This window comes from Pseudarthrobacter sp. SL88, assembly GCF_026672455.1.
Taxonomy (GTDB): Bacteria; Actinomycetota; Actinomycetes; order Actinomycetales; family Micrococcaceae; genus Arthrobacter.
The window spans coordinates 2,128,599-2,151,534 of the sequence record NZ_JAPPRD010000001.1 but is presented as its reverse complement, the minus strand read 5'-3'; the positions used below and the strand labels follow the sequence as shown (position 1 = coordinate 2,151,534).

The window sequence follows — 22,936 nt, the reverse complement described above, 5'->3', positions numbered from 1 at the left end:
GATACTCCTCCATGTCGCTCGATGTTCGTAAGCACTCTACGGGTGGACCGATAGAGTCTAAGCACTCGCACAACACCAAAGAGGGGAAACTTGAGCAAGGAAATCATCGAGCAGATCGCCAGGTGGGCGCAGCTTGACGAGATTTACGAGCTGGTAGGTAAGTACACCGGCTACCAGGGCTCGGAAGAGATCACCGTCGAAATCTATGAGCGCCCGGACGGCGGCCAATACCGCTTTAGCGTGCATGCCTACGTCACCAATGACCCGTCACGTCACGGTCATGGCAATCCTGAGCGGACCATCGAGGATGCGCTGTCGACGTACCACTGGAACGATTTGTCGCGTCGCTAAGGCAGCGCTTAGGCGAACGACCGGAGATCGGGCCACCATCCGCAGACCTCGGTCGTTCGCCTCATAGCGACTTGTGTCCCTCTAGAGTGCAGCCAGAAAGTCGTCGCGAGCTTCACTAACTTGGCGGTCGGCAAGGTCAAGATCTTCGCCATGATCTTCTCCCTGAAGGTCAATCAATCGCAGGGCCGTGACCCGAAACGACGAGTAGGCAATCCACATGGGCTGTATCCAGTCCTTGGCCGCGACGAACTCGCCATAGATCGCTTTGGTACCAAGATCCTTGCGATAGGACCTCGTGCCAAGTTCTGCGGCATGGGTGTACTGAGATGCCAAGACATAGAACTGGGCGAGCCCCAGATTTTCCGCAAGCAGGATGTTCTTCATGGAGGGAACGTCCGGCACATCGACGCGCTTCTCGAGCAGCTTAGCTTTGACGCCGTCTCTCAACTCCTCGATTGACGCGGACTGAGCGACGATGTGGGGTAAGCCTTCTGTTTCTTCCCGCTTGATACGAACTCCTTCCGTCAAGAACGCAACAAATCGCGATTCTCTCTGCCACTCGTCGTCTGGCTGAAGGAGCCATAGACATTTTGCAGCGCTTTCCAGCGCGGCTCGTGCGGTGATCCAGGCTGTTGGGGCTAGAACCATGTCCGTCTTGGCCAGTGCGAGCGTCGCCTCGGCGTGGCGGAGTGCAAGGTTGCTCAGTGTCCAGCCGTGGCGTGGGGCCTCGAATTCTGATTTGAGGGCCGAGTTCCCACGCACGCTTAGGTATCGCCCTAGGGCAAAGTCGATCCGAGTGGCTAATCGTCGAAGCTCACGGGTTGGTTCCAACAGAGTAGTCATGAAGTCATCTTGTCAGAAGAAGAGAGTCCATCCCTTGGGAGGAGTTCTACGGGCTGAGCTGCTCGTCAACGGCGCTTCGGAGCCGAAAACGTTTAGGGCGCCGTTGACGGCAGTGGAAAGGTCGATGTTTCCACATGGAGACGGATGGCCTACTGTAGGGCGGCGGTCTGGCATCTGTAGGGTACCAAGGTGCCCTCGGTTCAGGCCTGGGCCCGAAGCCATGCAACCGGCAGGGCGTTGGTCGCCCACGAATGGTGACAGTGCCGGGCTACAATGAATCTGTCTAGAGAGATCGGGAGGCATACAGAGCGCGCTGAGAGGAGGTCCCAGGTGGCGACCAACGATCAGGTCAAAGCACTCGTGAAGAGCCACGGCGATGGTGACGACCCCCAGTTCTACGCGGTCGCGATGCAAGTGGCCGCCAAAGCCGCACGTGCCGGACAATCGAAGTTTGCTCAGGAGCTTCGCGACCTCGTCAACGAATTGCGGGAACACGCAGGGAACACCGCCCGTGTAGCGTCGATCGTCCCGTTCGCACAACCCAAGGGCGAACTCGGCTCGTTACTGAACGTCTCGTACCCCGAAGCACGTCTCGGCGACCTTGCGCTCACCGACAAGCTAGCTGAGAGAGTGCAGCACGTCCTCCTGGAACAGCGCCAGCGAGACGCGCTCGCGAAGCACGGTCTGACACCTGCGCGGCGGCTGCTACTTATGGGTCCGCCAGGGACCGGGAAAACCTCCACGGCGCGGGTCATCGCAGGGGAGCTCGGTTTGCCGTTGTTCTCGATCCGGCTCGACACTGTCTTGACCAAATTCATGGGGGAGACGGCGGCGAAGCTGCGGCTCATCTTCGATGCACTCGCTCAAACCCGTGGTGTTTACCTCTTCGACGAGGTTGATGCGCTCGGCGGTGACCGTGCCGCGCAGAACGATGTGGGGGAGATCCGCCGGGTTCTGAACTCATTCCTTCAGTTCCTCGAAGAAGACGCCTCGGAAAGTGTCATCGTCGCCGCAACTAACCACGCAAGTCTGCTCGATAACGCGTTGTTCCGTCGCTTCGACACCGTCATGGACTTTACGCTTCCGGACGACAAGATCGTCGAATCGGTGATTCGGAACCGGCTCGCCTTGTTCCAGATCAGCAACCTTAGCTGGGCGCGCATCGTCCCCGCAGCACGGGGACTCAGCCACGCCGAGGTCTCGACGGCAGCGGAGAACGCGGCGAAGCGAAGTGTCCTCAGCAGCCGCACCCGGGTACGCACCGACGATCTCATCAGCGCGCTCGAAGAGCGCCCCCGAGCACGGCATTCGTCTGAGGGAATTAACTAACTGGTATGGCAGAACGAAACCGCCCGCACATTGTTGTGCCCACGCCGCCTTCCGCTGAACCCTTCACGCTCGCTGGCCCTGGGGGCGGCGGGGACAAACCGGCTTTCCCCGGTGACCGCAAAGCCCACGGAACACGACTGACTTCTGAATTCGAGACTGCGTGGACGGCCCCCGCCGAAGAGGACACGGAGCCAAAAGGTACCTACGTTACGTTCGCGTCCTTCCCTGGGCTGGAACTCGCGCTAGAGAGCCTTGAGTCTCACCGTTCGGGTACGCAACCCGAGTTGGTGGCGGTCCAGGAAGAGGCCACTCCAGCCGGCATCGTCTTCAACGCGACGGTATTCATCCCGGAAGGGAAGAAGGAATTCTTCCTCAAGAAGCTCGAGCAGTACGTGTCCACTGCCGAAGCCACGGACGGCAATCCGCGTAATGCGGCGCTGATCGAAGGGATCGCCTCCATCCGGCGGGCAACGATCCGCGAACTCTGGACGGACCCTGCCGACGAGTTCCCGGCCGACCCGAGGCAACCCCGATGGTGGGAAATCTGGCTCCGGAAGACGGACGGCAAGGAACAGGAGCGCCTTGCCGAATACGCCCGAGACCATGAACTGCGTACGAGCGACCACTACCTCGGGTTCGGCGACCGTACGGTGATCCTCATGCGGGCCACCGCCGAGCAGCTCGCCACGACGTTCCAAAGCATTGACGACATCGCTGAGCTTCGCCGGCCTCACGAGGTCTCATCCTTCGTCCCGGGGCTTTCCGCCTCCGAACAGCGGGAGTGGGTGCGCGATCTCCAATCGCGTGTCGACCACGCCGAAATGGGTGCTCCGGTTGTGTGCATTCTGGACCGGGGCGTACAAGCTGGCCACCCCCTACTCGATGACTCGCTGGCATCAGATGACCTCCACGCGGTAGAGACCAGCTGGCGCAAAGACATCACTATTCATCCGCATGGCACGGAGATGGCTGGACTGGCACTCTATGGCGACCTCCACGAGGCGATTGCATCCAGCCACCGCATCCAGCTCGGGCACCGGCTCGAATCGGTGAAGATTCTTCCCGATAGCGGGGACAACGACCCTGACGTGTACGGGGCAGTTACTGCCCGCGCCGTAGACCAGCCCGAGATCACCGACCGCGATCGGTCTCGCGTGTTCATGCTCGCAGTAACTGCTCCCGCCGCCGCACCGAATCCGGGTTCCAGCGTCCAAGATCGCCCAAAACAGGAATCCGGTAAGCCAACAGCATGGTCTGCGACAGTGGATGCTCTCGCGTTCGGACGCGCCATTGACGACACCGCCGCGAAGTTCACCTACCTCGACCGTGATGAAGAACCCACTCCTCGCCTTTTCGTGATCTCGGCAGGAAACATCCGGGATGTCCAAGCGAAGGATGATCACCTCGACCGCAGCGATGCCGAGGCTGTCGAAGACCCCTCACAGTCATGGAACGCGCTCACCGTCGGCGCATATGCCGAGCACGATGCGATGCACCACGCGCCCGAGATTTTCCGTGGCTATGTGCCGGTGGCTAGGCGCGGCGAGTTGTCACCAACTAGTCGCACTTCAGTGTCGTTCGACCAGAAGCGATGGCCATTCAAACCGGATGTTGTTGCTCCAGGCGGAAACCTCGCACGAACGCCTGACGGCACCGGAGTCGACACCCCGGAAAACCTGGCTACGCTTACGACCCGCATGCAGCGCCCAGGCGAAGGATTCTTCACGACGACGCGCGATACCTCCGCCGCTACAGCCCGAGTTGCAGCGATCGCCGCGGATATTCGTATGGTCTACCCGCACCTCAGGCCGGAAACCGTACGCGCATTGGTTGTCCACTCGGCCGAATGGACCGATGCGATGTGGTCGCGGATCGACGCCGCGCCAACCAAGAAGGATGCTGTCAACCTCCTGCGGCGGTACGGGATGGGAGTGCCCAGCCTCGAACGAGCGACCCGAAGCGCATCCAACGCATTGACCCTGGTGGATGAAGCATTGATCCATCCCTATGAACGCGAAGGTCAGTCCAGTAGTGGCAAGGCTCGAGAGATGAACTTCCATCAGCTTCCGTGGCCTATCCAAGAATTATCGGGGCTCGGCGAGACAAATGTCCGACTGAGGGTAACCCTTTCGTATTTCGTTGAGCCGAACCCTTCCAGCCGTGGATGGACCGGTCGCTACATATACCCGTCGCATGGATTGCGCTTTGCGATGAAGCGCCCCGAAGACAGCATCGACGCGTTCCGCCAGCGAATCAACAAGCAAGCTCGGGATGACGGACAAAAACCACTGACGCTCAACACCGAGACTGGATGGTTGTTCGGACGAGACCAACAGACAGCGGCTGGCTCACTGCACACTGACATCTGGACAGGAGCGGCCGTCGACCTGGCGAGCAAAGAAGCGGTCGTCGTCTATCCCGTCGCTGGCTGGTGGAAGAACCGGCCCCACATGGACAAAAGCAGCGACGGCGTGAACTACTCGCTTGTGGTGAGCATCGAAGCACCAGAGGTGGACGTTGACCTCTGGACACCTGTCGCACAGCAGATCGCAACCCGCATCGAGGTGTAGAGGACTCTTCACGCTTCGCCATAAGGGACCAAAGCGAGAGTGCTGCACGGCGACGAGCTTAGGAAAGCCCAATATGGCATCAACCGTGCTCCGGCCCCCCGCCCCTGACCACCTCGAAGGTGTACAGATTGTCTACAGCGTCGACCGTGCGACCGGCATATCTGATCGAGAAATTTCGTTCGCTAAGCTGCTGAACATTGAGCGGCAAGGGCCGAATTAGCCGGTCTTCAGCTAAAGGTGACCGGCACGGGCTTGAATCTGAAGGGCCCCCGCAGCCAACCCCAAATGGATGTTCTCCGGTGGATTCGTTTCTATCGGTAAGTCACCGGCTGTTCGGCCCCCGAGCGCAGCTGTCGCTTCAACACGGATTGAGGTGACGCTGACGAGGCTGGGCCCTGCGGCCCGCTCTAGGCGATAAAGCACGCCCAGTGTGCTGCGACGCCAGTTAGTCTGCGGGTATGAAACCTCGCGGAACTCTTATCGCTGCTCTTATGCTGGTGGCCATCGTGGTTGCCGTAATTGTGGCTTGGGCAAGTTTCGGTGACCGCCCTGGCCCTATGAGCTCTGCGGCGCTCAGCAGCGCCCGGTGAGCGATCCCCTTGCAGACTCAGCTCATGCGCCAAATAGCGCCGCCAGAACGCCGCCACGTATCGCCGTAAGTCACAGCCTCAGCTGGGGGAAGGTCACCGCCACTGCGCGCGATGTGACCCTCGCCTTCGAATTTTGCGCCTGGAACGATCAAAATGCCAGCTTTTTCGGCAAGAGTGCGAATGCCGGAGGCAATCTCTGCCGGCTCAGCGGAAGTGTATGTAAAGGTAATGGTTCAGATACTAAGACGTGCAGCTGGCATGGCTAGGATATTGGTCATGGGTGAGCCTGAAGCCGAATACGACCTGAATGAACACGAGTTGCGAATGCTGGAGGAAGCGCGGCCGCGCTTTTCCCGCCATATGCTGAGTTGTCCGGCGACCCTCAAGCTTTTCTGTTCCAGTGGGCAAGGATGATTTACGTGTTCGGGCTTCCCGATCCAGCGCTGTTCCCCCATTGCCGCAACCACTGGATGGTAGGGATTCTGAGCCGGTCTATAGCTACATTGAAGTTTGCCAGGAACTGGCAGGCTAAAGCCTTATCAATACTGCCGGCAGGGTGTCAGTCAGTGTTGTTGACGACCAAGTCGAAGAGCTGAAAGTTGGGGGACCGCCGAAGGAAGCTCTGCGCGGATTTGCTGTCCTGTCTCGGCAGTTGCATTCGGACGATGACGAGCCTGCCAGCTATAAGGTCGTAACGGGGCTCTTCACGGTTGGTGGGGAATTGAGTTCGTGTCGTTGAAGACAAAGGAGCCCGTGGCCCTGCTGGGATGAGTGTGTCTAGCATTCAACCTGGAACAGGACCACGAGCCTTGATCGAGCCTACCGGGGTCGCAGCCGACGCTGCCACCATCCTCTTCAACCTGCCCGACTACCGCGTCATTTCCACCACCATCACCGCCGGCCGGCGGCAGGTCATCATCGAAACCAATCACCCGCCGGGGTGCCCGAGCTGCGGAGTCATCGCCTCCCGGCGAAAGGAACGCCGCCTCCAGCGGGTCCGCGATATTCCGGTCGCTGGCACGGTGGACGTGCTCTGGTCCAAGTACCGCTGGTACTGCGACGAGCCAGCGTGTGACCGCCTCTCATTCTTTGAATCCACGCCCCAAGTCCCGCCCCGCGCCCGCTCGACGGGCCGACTGCGGGACCAACTCGTGGACGCGGTCATCCGCTGCGGCCGCGCGGTGTCGGAAACAGCGGCCGGCTTCGCCGTGTCCTGGTGGATGGTCCGCGCCGCGGTGACTGAAGCGTGCCTGCTGCAGCTGCCCGACGTGGACAAGCTCAGCCCTCGAATGCTCGGCATTGATGAACACCGGTTCCGGTCCGTGCGCTACTTCCAGGACCCGGGAACCAAGACGTGGACCCGGTTCGAACCATGGATGACCACCATCGTCGACCTGGACACCGGTCAGGTCCTTGGCGTCGTCGACGGGCGGGACCACAAGGGCGTCGGGGAATGGCTGTTCGCCCGGCCCCTGGAGTGGCGGCTGGCGGTGCAGGTCGTGGCGATCGATCCCTCGGCGGCGTTCCGCAAAGCGCTGCGGATGTGGCTTCCACGGACCGCGGTCGCGGTTGATCATTTCCACCTGATCTCCCTGGCCAACCAGGTCATGACTGAGACCAGGCAGAACCTCTCCCAGCAGGTCAAGGGCCGCCGCGGCAGGGCCATCGACAAGGCCTGGGCCCACCGCATGCTCCTCCTCCGGGGAGGCGACACACTCAGCTGCCGGGCCGCCCTCCGGCTCGAGGAAGTGTTCACCCTGGACGACCCCACGGGCACCCTCCAGGCGGTCTGGCAGGTCAAAGAACAGCTCCGGGCCCTGCTCCGTACCGGCTCCCTGGAAGACGCCGCCGCGGCCAAGAAAGTACTCAAGGAACTGGTGAAGGCAGCAGCACGGCCCGAGACCAACAGGCTCTACCGAACCGTCTGCCGGTGGTGGAAAGAGATCGAAGTGCTGATCATTACCGGCGCCACGACAGGCAAGGTCGAGGCCAACAACACCGCGATAAAAAACATCAAACGCACCGCCCGCGGCTACCGCAACCCTGCCAATTACAAATCGGTTATTCTCTTGAGAAGTGCCGTCCGGACGGCGGCATGACATTTATCTCAGGGACCCGTTTCCCCACGAACCGCGAAGAGCCACATTAGGCCTTCTTACGCTTCGGCGTCGCCCTGGCCATGCAGTCCACGAGCGCCGACGTGAAGTCCTTCGACTTCCAGATCTTTTTGTTCTGTCCTTGGACAGGAAGTCCGAGATCGTAGCTCAACTTGTAGAACACTTCGTGCACCTTGTGGGTGCCAGCGAAAAACCGCCCGGCTTGTATCGACATTCGCCGACTCATCGGATGTCGGCTCCTCGCCGTTCGATGTCCCGCTACCTTTCCCTGACCATCACGCGCGCGGGGCGCGCCGCACGAAACAACCTCTTTTTTTCGCCCTTGTCCAGAACCTCGTAAGTGATGGACGCTGCCGATATGCCAAGTTGTCGGCACGCGTCGGCCAAGGCTGCCTCTACGGTATCGCCCTCCGCCACCATAGAGCGTTGTGGAGGTTTTACTTGGGTTCGGGCAGGGGCAGTCCGGGACGTCGTAGGAGCAGGCCTGCTCTCCTGCGGCACACTCTGCACCGGAGTGCTGGACGATTGGCGGAGCGAGAGTTGCACCTTCTTACGCTGGTCGTCGAACCCGATGACGGCTGCGGCTACCGTCTGGCCCTTCTGCAGCACATCGGCCGGTTTGCCAATGCGTGTCGGCGAAAGTTGAGAGACATGGATGCTACCGCTGACTCCGCCAGGGAGCGCGACGTAGGCGAAGGAGTCGTTAAAGCCGGTAACCACAGCGGTGACCGAGGTGCCGACGGGCACCGTCGACTTGAAGGCAGGGTATGGCTCCGGAAGGAGTGCCTTCACCGACAACTCCACTTGTAAGCGTTCGTCCTTAAACTCGATGATTTGTGCGGTGAGTTTCTCGCCAATCGTGACCACGGTCGAGGCATCGTCAACGCCACCGTGAACTATGTTCTTTGCGAAGACCGCTCCGGTAGCGCCGTTTGAATGCTCAACGTAGACGTGGGTGCGGGTCGCACGCACGATGCGTCCTTCGACTCTGTCACCTATAGCGTGACGGCCTTTGTACTCGTGATATGGATGCGGGAGTGTTTTCTTACGCGAAAGGACTACCTTGCGGGCCTTGTCGTCGAAACCCACTATCTCAGCCTCGACTGTGGCGCCGATCTCGGAGAACTCTGCTGCCGTACGTAGGCGAAGGTGTTCGAGTTCGGAGACGTGAATCGAGCCATCGACGTCGTTCCCCAAATCGACAAAGATTGCGTGTTCGATGCGTCCGTTGATGATGCCCGAAGTACGTGTTCCCGGTGGGAAACGATTCTTGAATGCCTCGAATGGGTCAGGTGTGAGAGCCTTGATCGACAGCCTCGGCTTGCCCTGGAGCTCAGGTACGTCTAGGAGCACGGCACGAAGTCTGTCTCCCACGGTAACGACTTGGTCGGGATGCCTGAGACGGTTTCCCCATGACAGCTCTTGCGTCGGAATGAACCCCTCGATGTGCCCGTCGAGATCGACGAATGCGCCTCCGTTGGAAAGCGACTTCACGATACATTCAAGGACGCTATGCAGGGGGTGCTCGGCGGCGAATGCGGTGATCTGCGCTTGCCGTTGGGCGAGGGGTGTTGTCTCTTCGATGTGGACCGACGCCTGAAACTCAAACGGCTCGGTAAGCGTGCCCGGGATGAACGGGGTGCGATTATCGACTCGTAGGTGGTGGGTGCGTGCCCAGAACGACCAGACCTCGTTCGGCCAGTCGGGCTCATCACTCAGCTCAGCCAGGGCCGCTGCTGCAGACCGCGAAAGGGGCTTTTCTGTCTTGGCGAACACGAGCGTTCCGGATGGGGCGAGAACTTCCTCATCATCGCCGTCCTGTGTTTGCCTGCGGTTTGTTGCCTTCTGAACACCGACCGGTGATTTCGCCTTGTTCCTCCGTCTCGCTTTGGCAGGGTAGGGGTGGCTCCGATCATCGTCGTTAGGCAGGCCGTCTATGATGATCTGCCCAGCCTGGTGGGACTCTATATCGCGGAGCTTGTCGGCACTGAGTCCGCTGACGTCCAGGCTAGTTTTATCACTGCCAAGTTTGAGCATAATGGGGTCGCCCACGTCGAGTTGTGGGGTCTCGCCTGTGGCATCAGAATCGCTGGGAGCCTCAGATTGGTCGGGCCTCTGCTGCTGCTTCGGCTTCACGCTGAAGTCGAATCGGTGCAGGATTCCTACTGAACTGTCTTGATGGAGCAGGCGGGCCGTTACGTAACCGTTCGGATTAGGCGGCGATTCCACGAGAGCGGGGTATACCTTCTCGTGGTACTGGTTTCGCCGTGATCTGTCGAGGATTTCGTTTCTCACACCACGACCGACTTGTGCTTTGGACCAGTGTTGATGAAGTAGCTCGAGTAGCGTGATGGTCAAAGTGCCCTCTGCGCGTGCGGGCACCGCTGTTGCTTTCACAAGCGCGCCAGGGACCAGGCTTTCGAGCAGGAGGACGTTGCCGCGGTCCAAACTGACGGCGATTTCGCGTCGCCGGACTTGCTCGTCGTCATATCGGCCGCGGGCTTCTGCGAGGATGAACCGGCCCATGCCGTCGAGCCGATCGAAAGCGCGGAGCGAGCCGCCGTGGTGCCTTAGCGGTTGGCCAACGCTAACCTCAATTGGGTCGCCTGCTTTGAGGTCTGGGTGCTGACCCGCGTTGCCCATCTGGCCACGACGCCAGTCCGGGCGGACCGTGACGACGAAACCGTCCTCGTCGCGCTGATAGCCGGTAACTTCATACCACCCGTGGGAGTCGATCGAGTACCCACGGTCTACCTGGATCCGGGGAGTCGAGACGTCCGTCCCAGTACTGGCCTTCTCGAGCCAAATTGAAACCATGTCTTCGCGGCGCCCAGGTTCGGGTGGGTTAGATTGTCGCTCGCAGTCTTCGGGACGGTCGTCACGACAGGGGAAACACTGGCCGCATGCCTGCAGCGTGGCAGTATCTCGATCAGCTTCGAGTAGTTCGGCCTTCCATGCGCCTTCATCGTCGTATCCACGGCGGGGATGGAGGCGGATGTCAGTCTTGATATCGTCTGATGCACCTGCCGGGTCGTCTTCGTCTGACGCCAGAGTGATTCGGGTGGGGGCCGCACGGCGACGTAGGGGATTCTCGCCACGCTCCTCGCGAGTCTTGGGTCGGGGAAACGGGGGCACTGGAAATGTCAGGGCCTTGCCCCTTGTAACGGCGCCAACGTTTTCCAGTTCGAGCTTTATGCGTTGACCCACCGGCCAGCTCTCGATGTACTGCAGCGCTGCGTTTTTGGCCGCTTCGGCAGGTGCATATTTTGATGCAGCGATTAGCATGCGCATCGCATCGACGACACTAGACGGCTGGTGCTCTTCCGGCTGGTTCATCGCCCAATCTTGGGCGATGACCAGGGAGGAGATGCGATTGTCGAGCTTGGACTCCCTCCGCCGTAGAGCGACAACGTGTTCGCTGCGAGGCTTGAGCAACGCTTCTTCTTCGAATCTGAACACGCGTGAGGTTACCGGCGCGGTTACTGGAGCTGGCGCGGTGACTGGCTCATCTGCATCCACGGGTGGAGTAACCTCCGGTGGTGATTGTTCGGCGGAAGATGGGACCTTTGGTGTGTTCGCCGGCTGGTAGCGGCCGCCTTCGCCACCAATGAAAATGTTTGCGGCCATCGCGCGCGTCAAGACCCCACGGGTTCGGTTAATAAGGGCTGGCTCGACGAATCGCTTGACTTCCTCCTTCATTGCAGGTGCCAGGGCAGCTAGTACTTCCTGTCGTCTCTGAGCGGCTTCGAGGAGTACTTGGTGGTTTACCCACCACATTCGTGCCCAGCCCTCTCGGGCAGGGGAATGCTCCCACGGAGGCATGTCTGGATCTGCTCTCTCCCAGGCCGCCGCGATGAGAAGAACTAGTTCTGCTTCGTCCTCGCAGACTGATGCGAAACCTCGGTGGCGCTCCGCGGCCTCCAGCCGCCATTCGTCTGGCCAGTCGAAGTCGTCGAGAAGCAGTCCGCGCTGACCGATTAGGCGTTTGTCTTCCAAAAGGGCTATGACAGTCGCGACCTCAGGGATGCAGGCGAGGCGGTCGGCATACAGGATTGCTAGGGCACTTGCCGTGGACCCGAGCCCTTGAAAGCGCACCAACTCCTTACCGAACGAAGTAGGGTGGCCCTCGTTATCCACGGCCCCGCCCGTGCGCAGGGCTCCGTCGGCTCGGTGTAGTTCCCTAATGAACACCTCGCGCGCTTGAGTTGCCTTTTCGTCAAGGACCACCGTGGTTGGCTGGAACGATGCAGGCCAGTCGAAATTGAGCACGTCATCGATGCCACCCATTTTGGCAGTCATTACGAGAGCTTCGAGATTGTCCCTGGTTGATCCAGGAGGAGTGTCTTCGGCCAGTTCGAGGAATTGTGCCTTAGTGTAAAGCGGAAAGACCCACCCCGGTGCCTTTCGCCCCACTCGTCCCCAACGCTGCTTGATGCCCGCCTGACTATGCGGCTTGGTTGGGATCGTGCCCTTGGCCAGTTCCGGATCCCACTCGGATTGGGCGATGATGCCGCTGTCGACGACGAATCGAACACCTTCCACTGTCAGGGAGGTTTCGGCAAGATTCGTTGATATGACGATCTTGCGGGGATCGCCCTTCCTCCTTTTTGCAAGTGCCTTCTTCTGCCGGTCCTTCGGCAGGCTGGAGATCAAAGGGAAGACTTGGTCCTTATAAGTGCGTCCGAGCACCTTCTCGATCTCCTCGCAGACTGGCTCGATGGTCCGCTTTGTTGGCAGGAACCCCAGAATGTCACCGTAGACTCCTGCCTCGTCCAAACCCCGCGCGAGCTTGATGACGAATTTCGCCATCTCGGCGGGCATACGCTCCTGCCACTGGTCGGCTTGGATCTTCCCATCAAACCGTAGGCTGGAGATGAGTCGGGTCGTTTGCCACACGTCCTCGGTGTACCCATCGTCTGCCTCATTGCTTACGTCTTCTGGGAACCGAAGCGGCTCGGCGAACTGGGTCTTCCAATGAGTGCGGATGAAGCTTTGCTCGTCACGGGGGATCTGCAAGCTGAGTGGCAGTGCACTGTCGGTCCATTTTTCGAGAACGTCATCCTCGCCATCCTCTGGGGCGTCCAGATTGGGGAAGAACGGCATCCCGTATCCGAATGTCTTCTCTGGGGGGACGTCCATTACGTTGGCGTTCGCTGACCCGCCGAAGTATTCAAGGTAGAAATCTGTATTGAACGTGGCCGACGTGACGATGACGCGCAGGTGTGGGTAACGAGGTAGTTCTCGCTTGAGGTACCCCAGGATGAAATCAATGTTCGTGCTGCGCTCATGTGCTTCGTCGACGATTACCGTACCGATCCGGCTGAGACGACCCTCACGAAGCCAGTTGATCATGGTGCCGTCCGTGACGTAGATGAGTTCGCACGCCTCGTCATGGTTGCGATCTCCGGACACCTGATAGCCGACAGGGTATCCGGGGCCCACGCCACCAGCACCGGACATCACACCCCCTACGAAGGAGGCGACCCCGACGGCGGCTTGAACGCGTGGCTCGGTAACAATGATTGGGCCAAGGTCGGTGAGCTTCGCGAATGGCGCCCCGCTTGGCACATCCGTAAGGGTGGATGGAGGCGGGTCCATCAGACGGTAGGGGGCGAAGGTGGACTTGCCGGTTCCCGTGCCCGCCTTAACGATTAGAACTTGCTTCTCACGAAGCTTCTCAACCATCTCTTCGACGTGCTTGTCGGTCATGCCGACACGGACTTCTTGGAGGTCGTATGACGTTCCTTCGACTTCCTCGTGGACGGAAGGCAGCGGACCGAGCCCGCCGAGCGGGCCGGTCGGGTTGGCACGGTCGGCGACCTCGCCGACCGTCTCTAGATCAATGTAGGCGACCGCCAAACCCTGGATGTTGACACGGTGCTTCAGCCGGTGGTCCTTGCACCGGTCAGAGCGAGAGCCGCCCCGCTCAACTAGGTTCTTTGCCCAGTTCTCGTTGTATGTGGCCTTGTCCATCCGCGTTCGGAGCGTCGCCCGCAGCGTCTTGAGCTGATTTTTTCCTTCGCCGCTCGCCTCCAGCGTGGCGATTTCCTCTTGCAGACCTTCAATATCTCGCTGGCAGTCCTTGCATGTGAAAGCTCGCATATGTGATGCGGACATGCCGCGTTTCGGGCTTTCACTGTTGATTAGGTCGACCACACCGACCCCTTTCTGAACGTGCTGCTTTCAGTAATCAACACCTTCGGTGCTTGGGGTGAAGACCTGTGAGAGCTGTTATCTGCGTGGACGTAATTGCGCGACTGGGAACGGGGCGAGTTGCCCAAGCCGGATCTCCCAGAGCGTGGCCCATTGTTGCTGAGCTGCTGTTGCCCGGCTTCCTTTCGCGGCCTGCGGGGCGCCACGTAGTACATGGGTTGCACCGACAGTGATCCTGGAAACTTCAGCAAGTGAGTCGTCAGCGCACGGTAGAAGCCTACGACCGCCGTCTCCAAGCCCGTTTGGTAAATCCTCAGGCGCACGTGGCGCTCTTTTCGGCAGACTTCCTCGAGTTGTCGGAGGGTGATGTCATAAACCAGGTCGTCAGTCTGGGCGGCTGGACGGGGACGGGAAATTTCTGCATTACGGAGCCATGCGCCGTGCACCACGGCATCCATCTCGGTGTGCCTTATGGAAAGCAGTGCGAGCTTCAGTTCCAATGACGCAGGAGGAAGCTCTGCAACGAGCGGCAACGCCCTGAGAGGGAAACGATGTGCGGACCTGGATCCGTCGCGATACTCCACCGGGACGTCCACGCGAACGGTGCCTGGTGCGGCCTCGACGAACTCCCGCAGGACTTCGGTGACTACGGCGTTGTTGATGCCGCTCGGCGATATGGGCACACGGCGAGTGGCATCGCGGGTGAGTGCTTCGGCGATTTGGGCGCGGAACCGAGCCTCGACGGCTCGACTGCCGGACACACCATCCTCGGCCTCCCACGTCTTCGCTGGGCTCTCAGCCGGCCCAATCATCTGAGCGCTCGTGATGCCATATGTGTGGGGATTGACGACCAGGACCGGGAGGAGCTTCATGGCAACGAGCGAACTCGCGGCCTGGCGGAGATCCTGCGGCAGACTGGCCGACCAAGTGTCCGGATCTGTCCCCAGTAGCATCGTGTGTCCACTCTCAGGGAGAGATACAGCCATGCGTGGGGCGCCGGGATGGTTCAGCGCTGCTTGTTCGAGCCGGGTTGCCAATGCTTCGAATCGTGCGATGTCGAGCCGGTCGCCTGGATCTGCCTTGCTTGCACGGCTGGCAGCAGAGCGAATGTCATTGACAAGATCAAGGTAGGGGGTGTCTGTGGGCAATCCGATGATCCACGCAATCTCGGTGCTCATCCGCGGGTGATCCTTGACTTGAGCAGGCGGTCCTCGATGGACTTGTCGATGTCTGCGAGGCGGTCCGGACAGCGCAACACGGTGACGGACAGCCTTGGGGGCGGCGCCGGGGCGTCTGCTGGTACCAGCAAGACCTTATGACCTGGGAGGTCAGAGCTGGCCACCTCGTTTAGGGCTTCCAAGGTGATTGCAGTACGCGGGAAGACAGTTAGCATGTCGATGCTCGACAACCCAGAGGTCCAGGGAACACGATCGGTGGGATCAAGACCGACGAAAGTAACTGCGGCCTCATCGGGATGAATTTCCCAGTCAACGCCCTTTGTACTGTCCTCGACCACTCGCACCACCGACTTGTCATCAGCAGCTCGGTCCGTCGAATTCAGGCGGCGAAACAGCATGCCGATGCTGACGGCGCCTCGACACATCTCTGACTCGGCCTGACGCGCAAAGCGATCGGGCCACTCAGCGCCGCCGCTCAAGATCGATGCGGTGCGGCCACTGGCCGCGAGCAGGTAGTCCATCTCGACTTCGCGCCACACCTGAGAGAGGAGGAGAAAGCAGATACGTTCTGGTGGGATCCCTTGATATTGGACTGCGTCATCAACTCGTGCGCGCAATGCGGTTGGCATTGGGGTGATGGCTAGAAACAGCTCGCGGGCTTCGCGTGGCGTAATGGCTGCGCGGTCCTCCGCACCAAGCTCGACGCCAACGGCGCGACCAAACCGACGTAAGCTGGCCGGTACTGCCTTCTCGGGGTGGCCCTCGTAGTCGAGCGGATGGCCTTTGTGAAGAATCCGAGTCTTGCGATCGAATCGAATCTCCATTGTGCCTCCGCTCTGGAAGGCATCACACAAAGTGAGGGCGGCAAGCGCTCGGTTGGCCTCGTGCGTAGCGACGTGTGGTACCTCGCAAGTCTGCCAGGCTGGGACCGACAGGCCGTCGAAACTCGAGTCATGAGCGATCGCACCTAGAGCAACGATGACATTTTGGCAGGCGACACGGACGGGTCGAACGACGAAATCGCGCGGTCGCTTCTCCTGCTCAAGATGGCTGCGTTCGTACGCGGGCCCGATTTGATCTAGGACTCTCCGCAGGCCGGACTGTCGGGCGTTGAGTTCTTCCTCAAGTGAGTTGACGTAGAGGAGGGGATCTACGTCAAGCTTCGACGCCTGCGCGTCTGCAGGCACATCAGTTCTGAAGTAGCGCACGACGTCTCCGCGCCGGAAACGGTCACGGTTATTGAGCACCACGCACGCCACTGACGCTGCATCGACGATTGCGAGGGGTAAAAAATCAGGCGGCAGTTCGTGTCCTACGAGAACATCCAGGGCGTCGAGGTAGCTCTGTCGAGAGTCGGTTCCGGGAGGGCGGAGTAAGCACGCTTCAACTCCAGCGCTCCAACGGCGCGCGTAGACTTCAGAAAGAGATTTGAATAACTCCTCAGTACCGGGCAAGATCGGAACACCCGCCTTGACAAGCTTGTGACATATGTTGTGTGGCCCTAATCGGGCTGGTGCGGACAACCGCCACGCTCAGCCGTCTCGTCAACCTAGGTCCTCAATTTCATGCACGTCCCAGACCTCTGCCGGATCTCCTCCGTCGCGCCGACCATCCGGCGAGATGTCCCAGAAGGACAGCGTTCCGCTTACGGCGTCGAACTGAGCGAGCTGACGGGACACCTGATCAGTCTCCGGCCCCACGGCTACAGGACCGACGGATACGTGTCCGGTCTGGTTGAGATTCTTTGACGTCCACTGCGGATCGAGCTGATGGTCCGCGACGTTCTGAGTCGTATTCGGAGCACGATGCTTGTTGGCACCCGTGGCTTTCACTTCCGTAACGACCAAACGACCCTCTGGATCAAGAGTCACTACGTCCACTCCTTGTGGCCGTTCACCAGGGGTGTGCTGATATACGAGCGAGTGCTGCTGAAATTCCACCAGGAACTCGGCAACGAGCGCTTCCCCGCGATCCCCCAACTCCTGTCTGGAAGACTTAGCAGCGCCCCGAGCGGACTGCAAAAACGCGACCGCACTCGAAGCTGGCGAGACGGGCGGGGATGAAAGGGACCCTCTCGAGATGTGGTTATTGCCACAGGCCATGGTCCACCCTTCTCCGCGGTCTCGCACTCGTGCGCTTACGACAGAGTTTGCCATACTGGCCTGCGGGTGGTTGGAGGGCTCGCAAAAAGCGTCATGTTTCCCTCGGACGGTCGTGTCATCAAGGTATTGAAGCTCATTCGCTTATGCTCTAGGAAATCGCGGAACGGCTAGTCCACTAGCCGGATTCACGACGCAAGTGGACCCCCGAAGTACCGAGGACTAGCACGCAAGCTCGCGACCTTTCCTCCCCGACCTGAAGGAGAGTACCCCTGTGAAGGCACACAGCTTCGATGAATGGTCCCCACTGCGGGAGGTGATAGTCGGTACCTCGGCAGGTTATGAAGCGCATGACATGGAGCTTTCATTCCGCTTGTTTTTCAACGACGTCGCGAACTCGTCCTTCTACTACCCGTCACTTGACGCGCGGCATCCACTCGACGCCGCGGACTCGCGCCGACCGCTGAATGACCGCTATGTCAAGGAGCTCGGCGAGGATCTCGAGGACTTCGCGGAAACCCTCGCGGCCCTGGGAGTCGTAGTCCACCGCCCCGACCCCCTCCCGTCGCGTGCAACCTTCGCCACCCCGGACTGGGAAGCGACCATGATTCCGGCACTCAATGTTCGGGACCAAACGATCGTCTTCGGCGACGAAATCATTGAGACCTCGTGCCAAGTGCGCGCACGCTCCTACGAGAGCGATTTGCTCAAACCGATCTTTGCCCGGTATTTCCGCGAAGGGTCCAAGTGGACCTCCATGCCGCGACCTCGTCTGCTCGATCATTCGTTTGATACGTCGTATGTTTCGGGACGAGCGACGCCGGCGATCGAGGACGTTGGCGAAGCCCAGGGGTCTGCCATGGATTACGAGATAATGATTGACGGTGCTCAGTGCATCCGGCTCGGGCGTGACATCATCGTCAACGTCGCCACTGCAAACCACTGGCTCGGAGCGCGATGGTTAGCCAGGCATCTCGAAGGACGCTTCCGGGTGCACGTGATGGAGCGCTTCGCAGACAACCACATCGACAGTCTTGTACTACCACTCCGTCCCGGGCTCCTCTTGCTGCGACACCCTGGTGTCGCAGACCGCCTGCCCTTACCCCTGCAGCGCTGGGACAAGATCTACGCTCCGGAGCCCCAGTCGCATAACTTTCCTTCATACGACGACGATGACCTCCTCGTCAGCAGCCCGTACATCGATATGAACATCCTCTCTGTCGACGAGGACACGGTCGTAGCAAACTCGCTCTTCCCCGAGCTCATCGCGGCACTCGAAAATCGCGGATTAACAGTCATTCCAGTGCGTCACCGCCATCGCCGGTTGTTCGGCGGCGGGTTTCACTGCTTCACCGTCGACGTCGTGCGCGAAGGTGGAGACGAGTATTACTTTGAAGAACGAGAGTGGGCAGCCACATGACCTCCACAAACGCCGAAGATGCTGCGTCCCCCGAGTCCCGGCGGCTTGAACGCCCAGCCTTCGATGTCCTCGGCCGGCTGGTTTTCGCTGCGGCTGCATTCCAGACCCTCCGGGCTGCTTGCGAAACTGGATTGCTCGAACAGCTCCTCGACGCACCAGACGGATTCGATCGTGATGAAATCGGAACGCGAATTGGGCTGCGCGGCCGCTGGCTCGACACCCTACTCACCGCCGCCGCGGCCGCCGAATTGATCCGCCGCGATCGCCGCGGCCGGTACAGTCTGGCGGACGAGATCGCTCCTGCAGTCCGAAGCGAGGAATGGAGCCTGTTCACCGCAACTGTGGCATTCGAGCACCACTTCAGTTACCGAGGGATCTCGATGTTCACGGAGTCCCTGATTCGAGAAACCAATGCAGGGATTGACAACTTCCCTGGCCGTGCTGGCGACTCGCTCTACGTGCGCTACAGTGCCGACCCCAAGCTCAGGCAGGTGTTCTACACCTATATGCGGGCGTGGTCCCGCATCGGTGGGCCGGTACTGTGGGACGCGCTTGTCGAGATTGCGCCAACCCGAATGCTCGATATCGGCGGTGGCGACGGAGTGCACGCGATTGCGGCCACCAGTCGGATGCCAGGGCTGGAAGTGACCATCCTTGAATTGCCCGAGAATGTCGACGTAGCGCGGGCGCGCATCGAGGACGAGGGATTGACCGATCGGGTCAGCGTTGTGGCCGGCGACATGTTCGCCACTTCATTTCCAGACGACCATGATCTCGTTCTTTTCGCACATCAGTTAGTGATTTGGACGGAGGAAGAGAATCTGGCTCTCCTGCGTCGGTCTAACGCCGCGTTGCCAATTGGAGGGACAGTTTTGATCTTCAGTTCGATGACTGACGACAGCGAGGACGGGCCGTTCATCGCGGCCATGGCAAGCCTCTACCACGCGGCCATTCCAGTCGAGGGCGGGCGTATTTATCCGTGGAGTGCCTACGAAGGCTGGCTCAAGGTGGCCGGGTTCAGTGACGTGCAACGCATTCGCTCCGATACCTGGACGCCGCACGGAGTGATCGTCGCGAAAAAGGTCGCGGAGGTTTAGCCCACAGAGAGCGGGCTGATCGAGAGCGCTGGGGCGGGCCGTGCGATGAGACTGAAGGCCGGGACTAGGCGGGGCGGGGGGCCAATCGGCTTGATGCGGTACGCTCGGACGATATTGCCGAGCACGTGGTTCATCACGTCTACTGAATAGCTGCGGGCGATGCAGGAGCGGGAGCCGCGCCCGAACGGCATCCACGCACGCTTCCAGTCTGTGCTCTCGCCGAATCGCTCCGGACGGAAGACATCCGGGGCGGACCAATACTCGGGATGCCGGTGCACCCGCGGCACATGTATGACCACGCGCGTGCCAGCTGGGACCGTCACGCCGGAAAGCTCGTCGTCACGAATTGCTCGACGCTGCACCCAATAGGTCGAGGGACACATCCGCAGGATCTCGCGAATTGTCCATGTCACGTAGGCGGAGTCATCGGACCCCGGTGCTAAAGCGGCACGCAGCCGGTCCTGTGCCCCTGGATGCCGTGCCAGGATATCGAGTCCCCACATCATCGGGACTGCCAGGGTCCCTGCGCTGAGCAACTGCGACAGCACTTCATCGCGGACCTGTACTTCGGTGAGCCCGCCGAGGTGGAGTGCTAACGGCGAATTTGGAGTTCTGAGCGCCGCTGACGCCCATCCCTGCACGATCGATTCAAGGGCGGTCACCTCTTGTCCGATTCGCGTACTAAGTACAGGATGTGGTCCGGGCATCTTGCCAGTCCAGAACGTTCGGGCCAAACGATGTAGAGCGCGGGCCACCTTGTCGGCCTCGACCCGGTTCGGCTTGTGTGCGAGGAGTAGGGCCGCGAGGTCGATGACAATCTCACGCTCGAGCATTCCACGCAGCTGATCCATCGTCGTGCCCGTGAACTCGTGTGACACATCGGGAAGCATTGTGTCTGATCTGAAGACGCGCGCCATACCAGTGCGTCGTCGACGCCACTCGGCATCCATCCCGTCCCAGGTTGACAGCCCACCTCCGAGGAACGGTAGAGAGCTGCGTCGGAAGCCGGTGGCGCCACCTTTGTCTGTGTAGATATCCGGTCGTTTCTCTAGCACTCGGACGGCATGGGCAGGGCTGCCGGTGACGAGAACGTGATCCGAAACGAGGTCGAGCGCAAAGACGTCGCCCAGCCTGCTTGCGGCGTCGAGCAGGACGTCAGTTCGCGCGCAACGTAGATGGAGGAGTGAACCAATAAACGGCAGGCGCGGTGCGTAAGGTACGCCCCTTAGTCGATCTCTCATCGCGCAGCCTTCATGATAGGAGCCTAAGGGAGTGCCCGCCGTCAACCCGCAAAATCTGGCCGGTCACGGCGCGGGATTCCGGGCCTAGCAGGAACGAGACCACATCAGACAGAGCGGTTGGATCGACGAGATCTCCGAGGGGAATTCGTGCTGCAAATTCTGAGCCTGAAAAAACAGGGTCTTCCGTCGTTCGATGGCTCCGTACGACCCCAGGGGCCACCGCATTGACGCGCACAGGAGCGAGCTCGGAGGCCAGGGCGCGGGTGAGAGCGTCAACAGCGCCTTTGGAGGTCGTGTAGGCAACTGAGCCGAGGTCCGCGAACTCGGAACCGATCGATGAAAGCAGCACGACCGAGGCGAGTTTCCCGCGAGACGTCAGAGCCCGTGCGATGGCGTAGCCAGCCGTAACGTTGACCATGAGCACTTCCCCGAAACGCGATGGCTCCAGGTTCACGGTCGTAGTGTGATCGACTAGTGCGGCCGCGTGAACGAACCCAGTTACCTGCAACTCGCGCTCATCTAGTTTGGCAAGGAACGACTCGATCCCGCATAAATTAGTCAGGTCCGCCTCAACAATCTGCAGGCATCCAAGTGGAGCACCACTCCTGAGCGCCTCTGCTGTCGACATCGAATGAGTGTAGGAAGCGATCACCCGTCGACCTCGGCGCAGGAGGTCGCGGGTGACGGCAGCACCGACAACGCCCGTCGCGCCGCTGACCAATATGTAGCTTTCATCGGACATGATGTATTCGTTCCTCAATCTCATACAGGATGGAAATGGAAACTCCCACTAATGATCATGACCTGCTCGACGAGGTAGAAGTCGCCAGTCACTCCGGCATGTCGGGTGCCCGTATTTCTCGTGCAATCCTGTGCGACGGTACGCCGGTCGTCGTCAAGCGGTCCTCCTCGGAGTCTGATCTGTTTCAGCGCCTGCTCGGTCACCCGATAAGCCTGGATCATATCCTTTGGCAGGATGGGACGCTGGGTCGGCTTCCCTCGGGCGTACGTTCTGCGATACTCGGCACTTGGTTATCGCGATCGGGCACGACGATCGTCATGGCGGACCTTGGCGAGAGCATACTCGGCGGCGAGCACAGCTTTTCAGCGGATGAGGCCGTGGCCTTGCTCGAACGCGTCGAACAGTTGCACCGGAGCGGATTGAGGCCTTCAACCTCCACACCCCTCAAGCTGCTGATCTCGCTCTTTGATCACCAAGGACTCCGTGACGGTGGCGCGACCGGACTCGCAGCGGATGTTCAGCGTGGTTGGAAGGTATTCCGAGACATCGTGCCGCACAAAAGTGCGGAAGCGATCATTGAATTAAAAAATCGTCCGCACGCTCTCGTCGATGCTTTGATGGCACGACCATCGACGTTCTGTCACGGCGATATCGCCGCCGTCAACATGGCATGGGCTGCCAATGATCTGGTGTTGGTCGATTGGGGACAGGCGTTTGTTGGACCCCCTGCCCTCGAGATCGCGCGCTTCCTACCGTCGGGCTTGGTGCGGTCGGAACTCGATCCGGACTGGTTCTTAGCTGAGTATCAGGATATTTCCGGGGATCGCTTTGATGCAGAGGCACTTTCGCTCTCTCTCCTGGCTACATTAGTTTGGTACGGATGGCGTAAGGCCCTTGATGCGGTTGAGACGGCCAACGCGGAACTTAGGGCGAAAGAGGTAGCATCTCTGGCTTGGTGGTGCGACGCAGCAGATCGAGGACTACGAATCCTAGCCTCGGCTGCGCGTAGCCGGCGGGGCGTCGAGGGCCAGGGCAGCAGGCCATAATCCCGTTCGAGGCCATGGTGCCTGTACGCACAGCCAGCTTCGTATGCGTCGCGTGGTGCTATGGGTGGTCTAAGGGCGGGGGCAAAGATTGTTAGAGCAGCTAGGGTTCGTCGGGTGGTGACGTGTTGGCTGAGCACGGGACCGATAAGCCTCTTGGAGG

15 protein-coding genes are annotated in these 22,936 nt (G+C 60.2%); 8 read left to right on the top strand and 7 right to left on the bottom strand.

Annotated elements, in window-relative coordinates:
- Nucleotides 1–90 precede the first annotated feature (90 nt).
- On the top strand, nt 91–351 hold the full coding sequence (locus tag OVA06_RS09825) for a hypothetical protein (protein WP_268157942.1): 261 nt from the start codon (nt 91–93) through the stop codon (nt 349–351).
- Nucleotides 352–432: 81 nt separating this feature from the next.
- Here the strand turns inward: OVA06_RS09825 and OVA06_RS09820 are convergent, their stop codons facing one another.
- Nucleotides 433–1,194 carry a hypothetical protein gene (locus OVA06_RS09820; protein WP_268157940.1) on the bottom strand — a complete coding sequence of 254 codons (762 nt, stop codon included), beginning with the start codon at nt 1,192–1,194 and terminating at the stop codon, nt 433–435.
- A gap of 330 nt (nt 1,195–1,524) precedes the next feature.
- Between OVA06_RS09820 and OVA06_RS09815 the strand changes: the two genes are divergently transcribed.
- The 4 genes from OVA06_RS09815 (at nt 1,525) to OVA06_RS09800 (ending at nt 7,782) form a co-directional block, all read left to right on the top strand.
- On the top strand, nt 1,525–2,523 hold the full coding sequence (locus OVA06_RS09815) for an AAA family ATPase (protein ID WP_268157938.1): 999 nt from the start codon (nt 1,525–1,527) through the stop codon (nt 2,521–2,523).
- Between the two features lie 5 nt (nt 2,524–2,528).
- Nucleotides 2,529–5,093: a S8 family peptidase gene (locus OVA06_RS09810; RefSeq protein WP_268157936.1), complete on the top strand. Its 2,565-nt coding sequence runs from the start codon at nt 2,529–2,531 to the stop codon at nt 5,091–5,093.
- Between the two features lie 866 nt (nt 5,094–5,959).
- Nucleotides 5,960–6,097 carry a hypothetical protein gene (locus tag OVA06_RS09805; protein ID WP_268157934.1) on the top strand — a complete coding sequence of 46 codons (138 nt, stop codon included), beginning with the start codon at nt 5,960–5,962 and terminating at the stop codon, nt 6,095–6,097.
- Between the two features lie 395 nt (nt 6,098–6,492).
- On the top strand, nt 6,493–7,782 hold the full coding sequence (locus tag OVA06_RS09800; RefSeq protein WP_268157932.1) for an ISL3 family transposase: 1,290 nt from the start codon (nt 6,493–6,495) through the stop codon (nt 7,780–7,782).
- A gap of 276 nt (nt 7,783–8,058) precedes the next feature.
- Here OVA06_RS09800 and OVA06_RS09795 read toward each other — a convergent pair whose 3' ends face one another.
- The 4 genes from OVA06_RS09795 to OVA06_RS09780 form a co-directional block, all read right to left on the bottom strand.
- Entirely contained in the window at nt 8,059–13,956 is a 5,898-nt protein-coding gene (locus OVA06_RS09795; protein WP_268157930.1) for a S1 RNA-binding domain-containing protein, read from the bottom strand.
- Nucleotides 13,944–15,131, bottom strand: coding sequence for a hypothetical protein (locus tag OVA06_RS09790; RefSeq protein ID WP_268157928.1), 1,188 nt, complete (start codon nt 15,129–15,131; stop codon nt 13,944–13,946). The genes OVA06_RS09795 and OVA06_RS09790 overlap by 13 nt, the downstream gene beginning before the upstream one ends.
- Nucleotides 15,128–16,585: a hypothetical protein gene (locus OVA06_RS09785; RefSeq protein WP_268157926.1), complete on the bottom strand. Its 1,458-nt coding sequence runs from the start codon at nt 16,583–16,585 to the stop codon at nt 15,128–15,130. Before OVA06_RS09785 ends, OVA06_RS09790 begins: the two co-directional genes overlap by 4 nt.
- Before the next feature lie 90 nt (nt 16,586–16,675).
- Nucleotides 16,676–17,002 carry a hypothetical protein gene (locus OVA06_RS09780; RefSeq protein WP_268157924.1) on the bottom strand — a complete coding sequence of 109 codons (327 nt, stop codon included), beginning with the start codon at nt 17,000–17,002 and terminating at the stop codon, nt 16,676–16,678.
- A 502-nt stretch (nt 17,003–17,504) separates the two neighbouring features.
- Between OVA06_RS09780 and OVA06_RS09775 the strand changes: the two genes are divergently transcribed.
- Together OVA06_RS09775 and OVA06_RS09770 are read left to right on the top strand one after the other, a co-directional pair.
- On the top strand, nt 17,505–18,650 hold the full coding sequence (locus OVA06_RS09775; RefSeq protein WP_268157922.1) for a hypothetical protein: 1,146 nt from the start codon (nt 17,505–17,507) through the stop codon (nt 18,648–18,650).
- The gene (locus OVA06_RS09770) at nt 18,647–19,747 is read left to right on the top strand and encodes a methyltransferase (protein WP_268157920.1); all 1,101 of its coding nucleotides are present in this window, start codon (nt 18,647–18,649) and stop codon (nt 19,745–19,747) included. The genes OVA06_RS09775 and OVA06_RS09770 overlap by 4 nt, the downstream gene beginning before the upstream one ends.
- Here OVA06_RS09770 and OVA06_RS09765 read toward each other — a convergent pair.
- Both OVA06_RS09765 and OVA06_RS09760 read right to left on the bottom strand, forming a co-directional pair.
- Nucleotides 19,744–20,988, bottom strand: coding sequence for a cytochrome P450 (locus tag OVA06_RS09765; RefSeq protein WP_268157918.1), 1,245 nt, complete (start codon nt 20,986–20,988; stop codon nt 19,744–19,746). The genes OVA06_RS09770 and OVA06_RS09765 overlap by 4 nt on opposite strands.
- 10 nt (nt 20,989–20,998) lie before the next feature.
- On the bottom strand, nt 20,999–21,730 hold the full coding sequence (locus OVA06_RS09760; protein ID WP_268157916.1) for an SDR family NAD(P)-dependent oxidoreductase: 732 nt from the start codon (nt 21,728–21,730) through the stop codon (nt 20,999–21,001).
- Nucleotides 21,731–21,765: 35 nt separating this feature from the next.
- Between OVA06_RS09760 and OVA06_RS09755 the strand changes: the two genes are divergently transcribed.
- Entirely contained in the window at nt 21,766–22,776 is a 1,011-nt protein-coding gene (locus tag OVA06_RS09755; RefSeq protein ID WP_268157914.1) for a phosphotransferase family protein, read from the top strand.
- Nucleotides 22,777–22,936 lie beyond the last annotated feature (160 nt).

Bases quoted from the DNA above. Each gene is read 5' to 3' on its own strand.
- OVA06_RS09820 (WP_268157940.1), bottom strand. From the start codon at position 1,194: ATGACTACTCTGTTGGAACCAACCCGTGAGCTTCGACGATTAGCCACT.
- OVA06_RS09810 (WP_268157936.1), top strand. From the start codon at position 2,529: ATGGCAGAACGAAACCGCCCGCACATTGTTGTGCCCACGCCGCCTTCC.
- OVA06_RS09805 (WP_268157934.1), top strand. From the start codon at position 5,960: ATGGGTGAGCCTGAAGCCGAATACGACCTGAATGAACACGAGTTGCGA.
- OVA06_RS09790 (WP_268157928.1), bottom strand. From the start codon at position 15,131: ATGAGCACCGAGATTGCGTGGATCATCGGATTGCCCACAGACACCCCC.
- OVA06_RS09770 (WP_268157920.1), top strand. From the start codon at position 18,647: ATGACCTCCACAAACGCCGAAGATGCTGCGTCCCCCGAGTCCCGGCGG.
- OVA06_RS09765 (WP_268157918.1), bottom strand. From the start codon at position 20,988: ATGAGAGATCGACTAAGGGGCGTACCTTACGCACCGCGCCTGCCGTTT.
- OVA06_RS09760 (WP_268157916.1), bottom strand. From the start codon at position 21,730: ATGTCCGATGAAAGCTACATATTGGTCAGCGGCGCGACGGGCGTTGTC.
- OVA06_RS09755 (WP_268157914.1), top strand. From the start codon at position 21,766: ATGGAAACTCCCACTAATGATCATGACCTGCTCGACGAGGTAGAAGTC.